The sequence below is a fragment of the Polyangiaceae bacterium genome, assembly GCA_020633205.1.
Lineage (GTDB): Bacteria > Myxococcota_A > Polyangia > Polyangiales > Polyangiaceae > JAHBVY01.
In genome coordinates this window covers 147,947-162,077 of record JACKEB010000019.1, presented here as the reverse complement: position 1 = coordinate 162,077, position 14,131 = coordinate 147,947, and the positions used below count along the sequence as shown (strand labels likewise).

The following is a 14,131-nucleotide window of genomic DNA, read 5'->3' as shown; positions in this document are numbered from 1 at the left end:
GAGTGAGTTGTATATACAACCGTTGGCCCAGGAAGCGAGGCTACGGGTCGAGCTCCAGAAGTGCGGAGGTGAGTTCGCCGCCGAGCAGTTGCTCAGCGCTGGCTTGGGCTGCCTGCCACCTTGGGTAGGCCTGTCGCAGCAGCGCCTCTCCGGCGGGAGTCAACTCCAGTAGCAAATGTTTTCCCTGGGGAATTTGTCGGATCCAGCCGGCTTCCTGCATCCGTGACAGGTTGCGAGACAGCGTCGATTTCTCGATATCCAGCGCCTTGCCCAGGTCGATCGCCCGCATGCCGAGTGTCTGACCCACCGAAATCGCAACCAACTGGTTCAGCTGGGCTGAGCTGAGGGAGAGCTCCCTCAGAGCGTCGTCGTACAGCTTTGAGATCACGCGACTCAGACGCCGGCTGCGCATGAGGATGCACTCATCTGCGATCCGCGCGCCCAGAACGGCGCCCGTATCGGTCGCGGGCTTGGGACGCTTTCCTGTCTCGGCTGTTCGGCGAGGCATCTTGGTTGTATATGCAACCGTAGTATTCGTGGTCAAGGGGGTGAGATTGCGGCTTGTGGTTCGTCAGGCAGCAACCCATGCTCTGGCCCACGCCATGCAGCCCAACGAAGCCTTGCGCCGAGAGCGCTACATCAACGTCGAGACGTTCAAGCGAGATGGCAACGGTGTGAAGACACCGGTGTGGTTCGTCAACGTCGGGGACAAGCTTGGTGTTTTCACCAACGGCAAGAGCTACAAGGTCAAGCGGCTGCGGCGCAATTCCAAGGTGCGTGTCGCTGCGTGTGACGCCCGAGGCGGCGTTGGGAATGCTGCGACGTGGTACGACGGCGAGGGGCACATCGTCAGCGACCCTGCGCGCATCGAGGCAGTCTACAAGGCGCTGAAGGCCAAGTATGGTGTGCAGATGTGGTTCGTAACTGTGGGCGCAAAGCTCTCAGGACGGCACAAGGACTGGACGGTCGTCGAACTCGACCTGCACGCCTGAAGTCCGCCTCTTGGCCGACGGGGCGCGCCTGACTCGGGCCATTTGGCTGCCGCTCGCCCAAACGCGAGCCGTTGCGAGTCTCTGTGAAGGCGATCCGTTCGGATGCAGGCGGCGTATTACGTCCACATGGGGGCAGGCTTCCTTCGCGGGTGGTCGTGAGCCGCATTTGGCAGCTCGCGGAACTACCTGGAAATGCATTCGCTTGTCTTGAGCGCTTTTGCGCGAAGAAACCGCAATCAGCTGAAAGCCTCCGCGAGGCTCATGCGTTTGAAGGCATCATGAACGTGGCGCGCGACTCACAGGCTGACCTCCCCACCCGACGCTGGGCGGACGTCGCCCCTGACACGCTGAATGACGGCGGATGCGAGTCGGGTGTTCAGCGCTGCGCGGAGCCGGCCCCAGAGGCTCTGCTGGATGCGCACGCGGAAAACGACGTTCGCCTTTGGGGCGAACCCGACGAGATCACGTTGGTGTCGATCTACGACCAAACAGGTCTCCAGATGCCCGAGCGCACACCGCTTGTCGAGGTCGTCGAGGAGCCCCAGTCGGGGATCCGGAGCCAGGATGAGTTTGCCGATCTCGACGCGGCATTGCTCTTCGAGATCGAGCTCGGCTAGCATCGACACGCAGAACTAGGTTGCCGCGTGGAAACGAAAGCCTACTTCTTTACGCGTTTCCGCTTCAGCTCTTCGTCCGGTTCGACGCGCTCGATCTTGTTGGTCTCGAGATCTCGATAGCGCGACTGCTTGACCAGCCGCTGTCCCTTGAACGTGCCCCCGTCCACCAGCAACACCCGGACCTCGCGGAACAGGCCTTCACTCGCTGCCTGCTTTCCCGCCTCGCTGGTGGAATCGCGTACCCACTCTCCCAAGTCCTTGGGCAGATCCTCGTACTGGCCCAGGCGCTCTTCTACGGCTCCTGGTACCTCGCGGAAGACCAGGAAGAGGTAGCCGCCAACTGCTACCGCGGCGATGCTTAGCAAGATGATTACGTATGCCACCGAGAGCTTCGCTTCTAGCACTCGGTACGGGCGCTGTCTCCGCCCGCTGCTGCGACATTCCAGCGCGGTGGAAACTGCCGACTAAGGCGCCGCTAGCCCTCGAGTGCTGACGCCGGAGTGGTGAAATCCTCGCTGCGACCGACAGCGTCTTTGACGATGGCAGGTACGTCTTGAGGCTCCACACCCCTCCAGTACACGGTCCACGCTGGGAGCCGGATGAGCCCGTCGCAGTTGTCCGCGTACCAGCTCGCGATGGGATTGCCGGGCTTGGCGCGCCAGTAGAAGCTCTGTTGGTCGCGCTTGATCGCCTCCCAGAGGTCGCGTCCCATGCCTTCGCCCTGCGCGACCGGGCCCACCACGAACTTCGTCAAGAACGCGGCTCCAACTCCTGGTTCGAGGATCGCCGCGCCACGGTAGTTGGTCTCGAGGAACACGGCGAGGGGCGCACGCTCAAAGAAGCTCGGCTTGAGTCGCTTGTGGAAGGCGGACTCGAGGAGCGCGCTGAGCCGCTCGCGCTCGAGGCCTTGATAGGTATCGAAGCGCTGGATCTGAGCGCCCCGTTTGACGAGCGTGCCCGCGCCGCGAACCGTGAAGAGCTCCTTCAACAAGCCGAGGGGAGAGGCGACGCTGACTTGGAGCTTGGGATTCGCCTCAGCCAGCGGCGCCAGGCGGCCAAGCAGTGCACCCTCGCCGGGCATGAGCAAGTTCGATTCAAGCAACGGTGCGAGGTCGGTCTGCAGGTTGATCACGCTGATGCCCCCGTCGTGGGCTGGCAGCACATGCTCTTGGGAGATCGCCACGCGGCGTTGTCCGTGGGGCCCGAGGCCGCCGCGATTGCGCAAGACGACTAGCTTCTTACTGTCCAGGTTACCCAACAGCGAGTCGAGTGCCGCGAAGCGTTCGTCTTCGACAGAGTCTCGGGCAAAGCTTACGATGGGGAGCGTACCAGCTTCGAGTTCCGCCTTGAGAAGATTCCCTGAGGAAATAGAAGAGGCGGGGTGTTTGCTGATATCGATGCCCGCTTTGCCCAAGCTCTTCACGAGTGTTGCGCTCGACTCTGCGGCGCCCTTGGGGTCGAACAAGCCAAGTAGCAGCGGCGCGACCAGCCCCAGCTGAGTCAAGAAGCTCAGCTGCTCGACCAAGCTGCGATGCGCGTGGCGCGTAACTGTCGCCTCCGCCGCGATCACACCGAAGCTCGACTTCGGCAGCTTGCGGAACAGCTCGAGGTAGAGTTCGGCCTCACTGCGCCTGCCGACGCTCTCCAAGAACGTGAGGACAACCTCCGAGGCTTCGAGAGACGTCACGTTGGCGCGTGTAGTCGGCCTCGGCGTGCGATGCAACGTCACTGCGCCCACCCGGCGCGGGAGCGACGCGGCGAAGGATCCGCTGGGTGAAGCGGCGCGCGCCGGGCCGAGCGCCTTGGCCCGCTGAATCGGCGATCGCCCGGGTCCTGCGCGAACCGATGGAAGATCGGGCGTTCGCCCTCTACCATCAGCGGCCATGCGCGTAGGGCTCGTGACGCCGCCCGGCTTGCTCGGAGAGTTCGTCGGCCAAGTGGTGCGACCGGCGGGGCACGAACTATTCGTGGCTCCTCATTTGGACGCGCTGTTTGACCAGACCGGCGATACGCCCGACGTCGTGCTGTTTGCTCCCCACGTCGACGGTGAACCCGCGCACGAGGTCCTGCAGCGCGCTCGTCAGGCGGGGCTGGAGATCCCTCACGCCATCTACCTCGGTCTCGAGGCGACCTACTGTGATTCCGCGCGGGATCAAGGTTTTTCTCGCGGGCTGCAGCTGCCGTTTCAGGCGCAGGAACTCAAGGCAGCCATCGAGCGAAGCGTGCGAGGTAAGCTCTGTGTTCTGCTCGCCGACGACAGCGAGCTGATTCACAAGCACACCGTGCCCATACTGACTGGTGCCGGCTACGAGGTGCGGGAGGCGTTCGACGGGGAAGAGGCTTTTCAAATGTTGGAGCAGGACCCGCCTGATCTGCTCTTGACTGACGTCGAGATGCCGAAGCTCGGCGGCTATGACCTGTGTCGCAAGGTCAAGCAGGACGAACGTTTCCGGGAGGTGCCAGTGGTGATCTGCTCCTCCCTTGGGGAGGCCGCGGATCTCGAGCGTGGCTTCGACGCTGGCGCCGACGACTACTTGGTCAAGCCCGTCGTGCCGGAGGAGTTGGTGACGCGCCTGCACTCGTTGCTCGCCACCCGCATGATCAGCGCGCGCGAACACGTGCTGGTGGTGGACGACTCCGCTGCGATTCGCCATCTGGTTGCGGATTGTTTGCGCCGTCAAGGTTTCCGCGTGGAGACGGCCGTTGACGGTGCGGATGGCCTTGAAAAAGCCAAGGCGACCGTCCCGGACCTGGTGCTCACCGACTACGACATGCCTCGCATGACGGGCTTCGAGCTGGTCCACGCGATGCGGCACACCCTGGAAACCCGCGACGTGCCCCTGGTGATGCTCACTGCGCGCGAGTCGAAACGCGATCAGGCGCAGATGCGCGCCGCCGGTCTGACGAGCTACTTGGTGAAGCCGTTCACGACGGACAAGTGCATCGCCATTGTCGAGCGTGTGCTGGCCGAGGCAAGGCTTGCTCGTTACAAAGAGGCCTCGCGGCTTTACATCAGCGAAGGTGCGGTGCAAGCGGCCGAAGAGCTCTCGGTGAGCGGCGAGCCGTATGCGATTCGAGCGAAGGAGGTCGACGCGACGCTGCTGTTCAGCGATATCAGCGGCTTCACCTCGATGAGCTCGCGCATGACCCCGGCTGAGGTCGTTGCGATCTTGAACGAAGCATTCGATGCGCTGTGCATCGTGATCAAGAATCAGGGTGGAGACATCGACAAGTTCATCGGTGATGCGATCATGGCGGTGTTCGAAGACCGCCCGGACTTCGATGAGCCCCACGCACTCCGCGCTACACGTGCAGCGTGGGGCATGCAGCAGGCGTTGACCGCCTTCAACGCAGATCGTGATCCGCCCCTTGTCATGCGTATCGGGCTCAACTCCGGGCCGATCGTGCGGGGTGACATTGGTTCGCGTTTCGTGCGGCGCGACTACACCTGCATCGGGGACGCCGTGAACCGCGCTCAACGCCACGAGTCGAAGGCGCCACTTGGAGGCGTGCTGCTCAGTCAGGACACCTACGCTCGGGTGAGCGACTTGGTCGAAACTGAAGAGATGCCTGGAATTCAGTTGAAGGGCATCACGGAGCCCGTGAGCGGCTACATCCTGAAGGGCTTCGTTTGAGACCGCTGCACCTCACCCCCAAAACTTGGGGCTGATCTCGCCGTAGCCGAGCTCGCCTCAGAAGCGGAGTCGGTCGAACTGGCGGATCTGCCCGGCGGTTCCCAGGCAGAGCGCGTGTGGCGCGGTACGTGCGGGTAGAAGAGTTTCGTCGTGCGCTGGACGTTTGGGAGTTTGTGTAGTTCACCTCCCATATGTTCCGTGGACGAGATGGTTTCAAGACGCTCAAAGTCGCGCTGGTAAGCTCACTCGTGACCGCGTCGCTGTGCGGAGGAGTAGCGCTGGCGGATACCGCACTCGCCAACCGTTACCCCTACGATCCAGCCTGTGCTTGGGGGCGCATCTCCGATGGCAAGGGCATGATCGTCCGATGCATGTCGAAGCGCGAGGCCGGTGAAGTGCTCGAAGCGGCCAAGCGTGCTCGTGAAGCCAAGGAACAAGCCAAGCAGGCTGCGGAGAAGCCCCCCGAAAAGCCGACCGAGAAACCCGCTCCGCCTCCAGAAGAGAAACCCCAGGGAAAGAGCGGCCCGGTGACGCTGAAGTTTGGCGAGCTCAAGGTCGATGAAGGCAGCCTGCCTGCCGAACCTGCGCTGAAGAGTCTGGCCAAGGGACAGAAGAAGATGGAAGCCTGTGTCCAAGAACACGGCGGTCTAACCCGCGACCTGGGGGAACTTCGAGTACGCTTTCTCGTACGAGAGCGCGGGATCGCGGAAGGGGTCGAAGTGGAGCGGCGCAAAGGCATGAGCGAGAAGGCAGGAAAGTGCGTGGCTGAGGTGATCGATCGGCGGCGCGTGGGGCACCCATCGGTGCCGATCACGGGCGCTACGCTCGAGCTGTCTTTCACGCGAGCCCCCAAGTGAGCTCTCGCCGTGTGCTAGTCGTCGACGACTCAGCGTTCATGCGTGGCGCCGTCGCACGCCTGATCGACTCTGATCCGCGTTTTGAGGTCGTCGGCCAAGCGCGGGACGGTGAAGAGGCCGTGCGACTCGCGAGAGAGCTCGCTCCCGATGTCATCAGCATGGATTTCAACATGCCGCGGCTCAACGGGGCGCAGGCGACGCGGGCCATCTTGGCGGAGCGTGCGGTCGGCATCGTGATGCTGAGCGCACACACCAAGGAAGGCGCTGAGGAGACCCTCGATGCCCTTGGAGCCGGCGCGGTCGACTTCGTGCCCAAACCCGGAGGCGAGGTCAGCACCAACTTGAGTGAGATCAAGGACGTGCTGCTGAGCAAGCTGGCAGCGGCGGGTGGCGCGAACCTGAAGGCGTTGAGTGCGCTGAGTCCGAACCGTGCGGAAACGGAGGAGGCCCCACCGGTCTCGACTCGCGGCATCGCTCCTGGAGGCTCGCGGCGTCCAGACGCCACGCGTCCCATGCCCAGCGGCCTGCGCGTGATCGCGATAGCGAGCTCCACGGGGGGCCCAGCGGCGCTGACTCGCGTGGTGCCGCGCTTGGATCTGCGGGCTTCAGCGCTGCTGGTAGTCCAGCATATGCCTGAGGGCTTCACCCGCGCCCTTGCGGACCAGCTCAGTCAGTTGTCGCCGTTTCAGGTGCAAGAAGCGACGGGCGGTGAGCAGCTGCGTGAAGGCGTCGCGCTGGTCGCGCCCGGGGGCTTTCACCTGCAGGTGGAGCGGGGAGGTGTGGTGAGGTTGACGTCCGGACCACCGGTGCACGGCGTACGGCCTGCCGCAGATGTGACGCTGAAGAGCGTCGGCGAGGCATACGGCCCGCGCGCCGTTGGCGTGGTGCTCACCGGAATGGGGCGCGATGGCGCGCTTGGCCTGGCTTCGTTGAAGGCCGCCGGAGGGCGAACGCTGGCGCAAGATCAGGCGAGCAGCGTGGTTTACGGCATGCCCAAAGCCGCGGCGGAGCTTGGTGTAGTGGATGAGGTCGTGGCGCTCGAACGCGTCGCAGCGGCGGTCACGCGCTTGGTCGCAACCTGATATCGTGGCTGGCTTCTCGGGAGGTTTCGTCTAGCTTCTCGGCGTGTCGATTCATCCCGAGTCCGAGGCGCGCGCTCAGCGCTACGTAGAACGCGCTCAAAAGTTCGCGTTGGAGGCCGAGCGCCTGGAGACCCGCTCGGGCCTGGTGAGCAACCTGCGCGGCTTGAGCTTCAGCGTGTTCGCCTTCGGGTTGGGATTTGCGCTGCTCAGTAGCTATGGCTTGGTCGCCGCGCCTATCAGTCTGCTCGCGTTGATCGCGTTCGTTGTGCTCGTGGTGGCACACAGCCGAGTCATCGACGCCAGGGATTCTGCGGCACGCTGGCAGCTGGTCAATGAACGCGGCGCGAAGCGTTGCCGTGGGGAATGGAATCAGCTGATCGAGACCGGCGCCGAGCTGCGAGTGGGCAAGCCGCCGCACCCGTACGTCGAGGACCTCGACGTTTTTGGCGAAGGATCACTGTTTCAGCGCATCAATGTGGCACACACCCGCTTTGGCCAGGACTGCCTGGAGAAGTACCTCGCGGAGATGCCACCCCTTGAGGTCGCCCGAGAGCGCCAGGAGGCCGTGCGTCAGCTGACGTCCCAGGAAGAGTTTCGCCAAGAGCTCGAGGCGCTCTCGCTAGCCTTGGTGCCAGAGCGCTCTCTAGGCGCGAGCCTCTCCGGAAGCTCTCGCAACAAGGCGACGCCTCAACCACCCGATCCTGAGCCGCTGTTGCGCTGGGCGGAGTCGGAGCCTCGGCTGAGTCCTAGCGTCGCGATCCGGGTTCTTGCCTGGGTGCTACCGTTGATCAATCTAGCGGTGTTGGGGCTCGTGACTTGGGGCCCGCTGCCGGGGTACGCGGTGCTGCCCGGGCTCTTGGTGTCGCTGATCGTCGTGCTGCGCACGGGAAGCGAGGCGGGACGGGTATTCACCGCGGTCAGCGCGACCGAGGGCGCGTTCTTGCGCTACGCACCGATGTTGCGTCTCCTTGAGGAAATAAAGCTAGACGCGCGTTTGGTAGCCCGCCTGCGCGAGAGCATCATGTCTGGAGAGCGCAGGCCGTCGGTCGCGATGGCTGAGTTCCAGCGTGGGGTGGGTTGGTTCGACCTACGCCACAATGGACTAGTTCATCCGGTCCTCAACGTGGTGTTGCTGTGGGATCTGCACTGCGTGCTCCGTTTGGAGCGGTGGCAGGCCGGCGCCGGCAAAGCGGTGCGAGGATGGTTCGAAGCGTTGGGAGAGCTCGAGGCACTCTCTTCGTTCGCAGGCTATGCCGCTGACGAGCCGCACTGTAGCTGGCCAGAACTCGACGAGGCGGGGGTGTTCGTCGCCGCAGAGCTGGGCCATCCGCTGATCGAGCCGGGGAGTCGGGTCAACAACGACGTTTCCCTCGAAAGGCGCGGCACGGCGCTGCTCGTGACCGGTTCGAATATGTCCGGCAAGAGCACCTTGATGCGGTCGATGGGCTTGGCCATCGTGATGGCGCGAGCTGGCGGCCCCGTGTGCGCAAAGGTTCTGCGCTTGGGTGAGCTGACGCTACGCACCAGCATCCGAGTAAGTGACTCCCTGGGGAGCGGGGTGAGTCATTTCTACGCGGAAGTGCGCAAGCTCAAATCGGTGTTGGACGCCACCGAACAGACTCAATCGGGCTGTGTGTTCTTCCTATTGGACGAGGTGCTCCACGGCACGAACAGCCGCGAGCGCCAGGTTGGCGCTCGTTGGGTGCTGGCTGAGTTGTTGCGCCGCGGGGCAGTGGGCGCGGTGTCCACCCACGATATGGGGCTATGTGAGCTGACGCCCGAGCTGATGGAATGCGTGCAGCAGGTCCATCTGCGTGAGAACGTGGAGGGACAAAAGATGACTTTCGACTACCAGCTTCGGCAGGGGCCCGTGACCTCAGGCAATGCGCTGCGCCTGATGCAGCTGGTGGGGATCCCCGTCCCACTCGCTGATGACGAGAGCTAGGCGTCGGCGGCTGCGATGTGCAGCCTTCGGCTACCTCGCGGGATACGGTGGGAGCATGTATCACCGCGCCCCATGGAACTCGCCGCGGGCTGCTAGAAACAGCACACCGAGGGGCCGCTTCTGCTAGAAAGCGCAGGCAGGGGGCGGGATTGGATCGGTGAAAAACATTGATCCGGGCGAGAGTCCGAGGCGTCCATCAAGAGGGCCGCCCAAACGGACGCCAGGCTCTCGTGACCGCGAGAACCTCGTCGGCTTCCTCACCCCAACCACTCATACCCACCACAGAGCCTGAACTCTTCGACCAAGCCCATTCAGCCAGGCGGTGCCGCCACCGCCGTCATGTGTGTTATCCGACACTTGCCGGACTGTGCGAGGTCCGCGAGGTCGGTTAGACTCTAACTTCGATCGAGTCCAATCAGGGCCCACCATAAGTGACCGACTACGAGGAAAAGACGCGAGTCACCCAGGTCGTCCAGCGACCCCTGGAAGAGGCTGATGGGCCGGGAAACGACTGTCTAGTCGTGATCTACAGCAAAGAACCGACTTTGCTGGGTAAACGCTTCGTGCTCGAACACAACCCGATGCGTGTGGGACGGGGCGCGGACAACCACATCGTTCTGGAAGGGGACTCCGTTTCGCGGCGGCACTGCCACTTCGAGAAGCGAGGTGGGCGCTGGATCGTCGTGGATGACGGCTCGACAAACGGCACCTATCTCAACGAGGAACAGATCGTTCGTGAGGCGCCGCTACAGAACAGCGATCGTATCAAGGTGGGGCCAACCATCCTCAAGTATTTGAGCGGCGCCGACGCCGAAGCCAAATACCACGAGGAAATCTACAAGATGACCATCATCGATGGTCTGACGCAGATCCACAACAAGCGCTACCTGTACGAGGCGCTGGAGCGTGAACTCATTCGCGCGCGGCGCCACGAGCGGGCGCTGTCGCTCTCGATCTTCGACATCGACTACTTCAAGCGCATCAACGACCAGTACGGTCACCTCGCGGGGGACCACGTGCTGCGAGAACTCGCGCGCTTGGTCCAGAACCGCATCCGTCGCGATGAGGTGTTTGCCCGCTACGGTGGTGAGGAGTTCGTGATCGTCCTCCCTGAGACACCCCTTGATGGCGCCTCGTCGCTCGCGGAGAACATTCGTGCGCGCGTCGCGGAGCATCGCTTCGTCTTCCAGGGCGAGCGCATCCCAACCACCATCAGTGTTGGCTGTGCGCAGCTGGAGCCCGGTGACCAGACCGCCAACGAGCTGATTCAGCGTGCAGACGAGAAGCTGTACGAAGCAAAGCGCGGCGGCAGAAACCGCGTCTGCTTCTGAGTTCGTGAGGCCGTCAAAGTAATGGGCTTTAGCGAAATTCCGCTGCCTCCCGAGGTGACGCCGGGTTGTGACTTACCGGCGATCCAGGCGCGACCTCCTGGCCCCCAGTCCCGTACCTGGCTCCTGCGCAACTCCGTCAACGTGGCGCCGATGGGCCCCGCTTCAGCTCAAAATCCGCGAGGAAAATCTCGGGTGAGCGGCGTGGTCTACTCGACCGCCAAGGGCTCCAATGTGCTCGACGTGGACGGCAACCGCTACGTCGACCTCGCCGCCGGCTTCGGTGCGCTGCTCCTCGGCCATGGGCACCCTCGCATCCTCAAGGTGCTCGAGCTCCAAGCTGAGCGCCTGATGCAGGCCCTCGGCGACGTCTACACCTCGGAGCCGCGCATCGCAGTCAGCGAGCGACTAGCGCGCCTCTATCCGGTGCCTGCTCAAGTCATCCTGGGCCAAAGCGGCGCCGATGCAGTCAGCGCAGCACTCAAGACGGCGATGTTGGTTACCGGCAAGCCCGGGGTCATCGCTTTCGAGGGTGGCTATCATGGCCTGTCTTATGGGCCTCTCGCTGCCACGAGCCTGCGCCCGAGCTATCGAGAGCCCTTTTCCGAGCAGCTCAACCCGGCTGTGCGTTTCGCGCCATACCCCTCCAGTGTTGGGCTCTTGGATCTCGCCCTCGAGCGCGTGCGCTTCGAGCTCGTGCGTGGCGACGTCGGTGCGGTGTTGGTTGAACCCATCCTCGGTCGCGGCGGCGTGGTAGTCCCGCCTCCTGGTTTCCTTGAGGAACTGCAGGGGCTCGCGTCTCAGCATGGCGCACTGCTGATCGCCGATGAAATCTGGACTGGTCTCGGGAGAGCCGGCGAGATGCTCTCGTGCGTGGCGCAGGGGGTCACTCCGGATCTAACCTGCCTCGGCAAGGGCCTCGGAGGCGGATTGCCGATCAGCGCGTGCATCGGCAAGGCGGAGCTGATGTCTGCCTGGCGAAGAGAGGAAGAGGTGGTGCACACGGCGACGTTTGCTGGTGCGCCTCTGGCGTGTGCAACGGCCATCGCGACGCTGGACATCCTGCACCGCGATAAGCTGATCGAACGCGCCCGGCACCTCGGCGCGGACTTTGGATCGCGTCTCCAAGAGGTCGTGGCGGCGTTCGCCCCAAGCGCTAGCGTGCGCGGCCAAGGATTGATGTGGGGCGTGGAGTTCGGGAGGGCTGGCGCCGCGGTGCGGCTGATGGGCGCGTTGCTCGAAGCGGGCTACATCGTCTCCACCGGTGGTGGGTCGCGTGATGTGCTGGTGCTCACTCCACCTTTGGTCGTTGGAGAGAATCAGCTGGAAGCATTCGTTGCAGAGTTGCCGCTCGCGCTCCAAGCTTGCGGCCCGTGAGTCCCGACGACCCGAGCGCCAACCCTGCGGCCGCTGAACACCTGAAGGAATCCGACGCGCTTCACGAGCGAGTGCGGACCTTCGCCAAGGCGAGCCTCAATGGGGAAGTCCAGGAAGAGCGCTTCGAAGAGCTGGCGCTGGAGATCGCGCGCTTTCAAGCGAAGCACATCCCCGGCTACGCGCGCTTGGTCGAGTCCCGAGGCGTGCTCCTGGAGCGCTTCGAGAGCCTGGTCGCGGTGCCCACCGACGTCTTTCGCCTGACCCGCGTCGCGCTACACCCAGCGGAGCTCGACGTGGCGACCTTTCACACCAGTGGAACCACGGCTGCGCTCAGCGGGAAGCACCATTTCCGCACGCTAAAAACCTATGAGGAGCTGTCGCTCGCGTACGGTCGTCGAGCGCTTACCTCGGCGTTCGGTGGGCAACGGGTTGTCGTCGCCCTGGCGCCTGCGCCGAGCCAGGCGCCTCACTCGTCGCTAGGGCATATGCTCAGCCTGTTCATGAATCGCTGGGACGGTCGAGCGCTCAGCGTCGCACCTCGGGGCGCCGTTTATGACCCAGAGTCCAGCGCCCGTTGGCTCGGTGGCTCGGGCGGTATCGACCTCGAAGGGTTGCGCCGTGCGGCGTTGGTCGCCCTGGAGAGGCAAGAGCCCTTGCTCATCTTGGCGACTTCGTTCGCGTTGGTCGCCATGCTCGACGGCCTTGCTGGCGCGCAAGTACCCGCACCGAAGCGCACCGTCGTCATGTACACCGGTGGCTTCAAGGGTCGCAGCCGCGAGGTCAACCCCGAGCAGCTCCGACGTGAAGTCGCACGTGTCTTCCGTATCCCCGAGGCACAAGTCACTGGGGAGTACGGAATGACGGAGCTCACGAGTCAGCTTTACGAAGGCACGCTGCCGGGCAGCGACCTTTCGGCGCCGATGGGTGTGTACCTCGAGCCGCCTTGGCTGAGAGTCGTCCCGGTAGATCCGGTGAGCTTGAAGCCAGTTCCAAGCGGGGAGTCTGGGCTGGCGAAGATCATCGATATCGGAAACGTCGATTCCGCCGTCGGGATCCTCACTCAAGATCTGGTGCGGCGCGTTCCAGTGGACGAGGGGCGCAGCGGAATCGAGCTGTTGGGGCGTCGCAAGGGGAGTCCAGCGCGCGGCTGCTCACTGTCCTTCGAATCCTGGATCGTCGGGGCAGGCAAGGGGGCGGCGTGAGTCGTCCGGAGACGCGCGTGCGGCAGCTGCTGATTGCCGCAAAGAAACTCGTCGATCCGAAGCACCCCTTGGGCGCACGCTTGCGCAGCGAGCTACCAGGGCTCACGGGGCTCAGCCCGGAGGGCGTGGCCTACGCCCTGGAACATAACCTCGAGGTGAACGCGAGCAGCTCGGAAGTCCTGGAGCTGTGTCAATCGGTGCCCCAGGTCGAGCGCGCCCACGTCTTACTTAGTGCGAACGTGTTCGTCGCAGGGCTGCGCGCCGTCGCCCTCGGCCTTGCCGCCTCTCCGAAGGTCTTCGTGCGCTCCTCGCGACGGGAGCCGCTTGTGGTGCGGCTCCTGGAAGAGGCCAGCAAGGGGGCTTTTCGTGTGGTCGATGAGCTGGTGCCGTTGCCCGGTGACCACTTGTGGGCGTACGGCAGCGACGAAACGCTGACGAGCCTGCGCGGGGAGCTCCCGGCTGGCGTTGTTTTGCATCCCCACGGATCCGGATTTGGCGTCGCGGTGTACGAGGCAGATGCGGCGCGCCTCTCCCCCCAAGCAGCCGCCGAGGCACTCGCGAGGGATGTTGGGGTCTTCGATCAACGAGGTTGTTTGAGCCCGCGAATCCTGATTGTGCAGGGAGACGTGAAGCTCGCGAGTGAACTCGCTCGGCGCCTGGCGAGGGAGCTCTCCGCGTTCGAAGCGCGCATTCCCCGTGGCGAGCTGAGCCCCGCCGAGGCCGCTGACGTGACCTTGTATCGCGACAGCATGGCCTATGCCGGCGAGCTCCACTTCGCGGGGAAAGGCTGCGTGGGGCTCGACACCCAAGGCGATCGGTTGATGCTTGCGCCCGTGGGCCGACACATGCACGTCGTGCACACCCACGACGCTCCGGCGCTGGTGGCCGGGCTCGGTCCCGATGTCGCTGCGCTCGGAGTCGATGTCTCCCCAGCGTTGCAGGAGCGTTTGGTGCAAGCGCTGCCCAAGGCGCGGCTCAGTACTCTTGGCCAGATGCAGCGGCCGCGCTTCGATGGACCGGTAGACAAGCGCCCGCTCCGCGACGGGGTTCCGCTCTGACTTCAGGGAACGCTGCCTGACGCTGTGGCGTTCTCATG

The 14,131-nt window shown here is 64.0% G+C and carries 13 protein-coding genes; 10 read left to right on the top strand and 3 right to left on the bottom strand.

Annotated elements, in window-relative coordinates:
• Window positions 1-40: 40 nt before the first annotated feature.
• The gene (locus H6718_30445; protein MCB9589774.1) at window positions 41-508 is read right to left on the bottom strand and encodes a winged helix-turn-helix transcriptional regulator; all 468 of its coding nucleotides are present in this window, start codon (window positions 506-508) and stop codon (window positions 41-43) included.
• A gap of 94 nt (window positions 509-602) precedes the next feature.
• Between H6718_30445 and H6718_30440 the strand changes: the two genes are divergently transcribed.
• The gene (locus tag H6718_30440) at window positions 603-992 is read left to right on the top strand and encodes a PPOX class F420-dependent oxidoreductase (protein ID MCB9589773.1); all 390 of its coding nucleotides are present in this window, start codon (window positions 603-605) and stop codon (window positions 990-992) included.
• Between the two features lie 278 nt (window positions 993-1,270).
• Window positions 1,271-1,609 carry a hypothetical protein gene (locus tag H6718_30435; GenBank protein MCB9589772.1) on the top strand — a complete coding sequence of 113 codons (339 nt, stop codon included), beginning with the start codon at window positions 1,271-1,273 and terminating at the stop codon, window positions 1,607-1,609.
• Between the two features lie 41 nt (window positions 1,610-1,650).
• Here H6718_30435 and H6718_30430 read toward each other — a convergent pair whose 3' ends face one another.
• Window positions 1,651-1,992 (bottom strand): hypothetical protein, encoded by a 342-nt coding sequence (locus H6718_30430; protein MCB9589771.1) that lies wholly within the window; start codon window positions 1,990-1,992, stop codon window positions 1,651-1,653.
• Between the two features lie 92 nt (window positions 1,993-2,084).
• Window positions 2,085-3,296: a hypothetical protein gene (locus tag H6718_30425; GenBank protein ID MCB9589770.1), complete on the bottom strand. Its 1,212-nt coding sequence runs from the start codon at window positions 3,294-3,296 to the stop codon at window positions 2,085-2,087.
• A 196-nt stretch (window positions 3,297-3,492) separates the two neighbouring features.
• Between H6718_30425 and H6718_30420 the strand changes: the two genes are divergently transcribed.
• The 8 genes from H6718_30420 (at window position 3,493) to H6718_30385 (ending at window position 14,093) form a co-directional block, all read left to right on the top strand.
• Window positions 3,493-5,244 carry a response regulator gene (locus H6718_30420; GenBank protein ID MCB9589769.1) on the top strand — a complete coding sequence of 584 codons (1,752 nt, stop codon included), beginning with the start codon at window positions 3,493-3,495 and terminating at the stop codon, window positions 5,242-5,244.
• 191 nt (window positions 5,245-5,435) lie between these two features.
• Window positions 5,436-6,101 carry a hypothetical protein gene (locus H6718_30415; GenBank protein MCB9589768.1) on the top strand — a complete coding sequence of 222 codons (666 nt, stop codon included), beginning with the start codon at window positions 5,436-5,438 and terminating at the stop codon, window positions 6,099-6,101.
• A complete protein-coding gene (locus tag H6718_30410) occupies window positions 6,098-7,183 on the top strand; it encodes a chemotaxis response regulator protein-glutamate methylesterase (GenBank protein ID MCB9589767.1) in 1,086 nt (361 codons plus the stop codon). The genes H6718_30415 and H6718_30410 overlap by 4 nt, the downstream gene beginning before the upstream one ends.
• 43 nt (window positions 7,184-7,226) lie before the next feature.
• Window positions 7,227-9,128, top strand: a complete 1,902-nt coding sequence (locus H6718_30405) for a DNA mismatch repair protein MutS (protein ID MCB9589766.1) — start codon at window positions 7,227-7,229, stop codon at window positions 9,126-9,128.
• A gap of 431 nt (window positions 9,129-9,559) precedes the next feature.
• Window positions 9,560-10,459, top strand: coding sequence for a GGDEF domain-containing protein (locus H6718_30400; protein ID MCB9589765.1), 900 nt, complete (start codon window positions 9,560-9,562; stop codon window positions 10,457-10,459).
• Between the two features lie 21 nt (window positions 10,460-10,480).
• Window positions 10,481-11,833: an aspartate aminotransferase family protein gene (locus tag H6718_30395; GenBank protein ID MCB9589764.1), complete on the top strand. Its 1,353-nt coding sequence runs from the start codon at window positions 10,481-10,483 to the stop codon at window positions 11,831-11,833.
• Window positions 11,830-13,035 (top strand): acyl-protein synthetase, encoded by a 1,206-nt coding sequence (locus H6718_30390; protein ID MCB9589763.1) that lies wholly within the window; start codon window positions 11,830-11,832, stop codon window positions 13,033-13,035. Before H6718_30395 ends, H6718_30390 begins: the two co-directional genes overlap by 4 nt.
• Complete coding sequence (locus H6718_30385; protein ID MCB9589762.1) at window positions 13,032-14,093, top strand: proline dehydrogenase; 1,062 nt, start codon at window positions 13,032-13,034, stop codon at window positions 14,091-14,093. The genes H6718_30390 and H6718_30385 overlap by 4 nt, the downstream gene beginning before the upstream one ends.
• Window positions 14,094-14,131 lie beyond the last annotated feature (38 nt).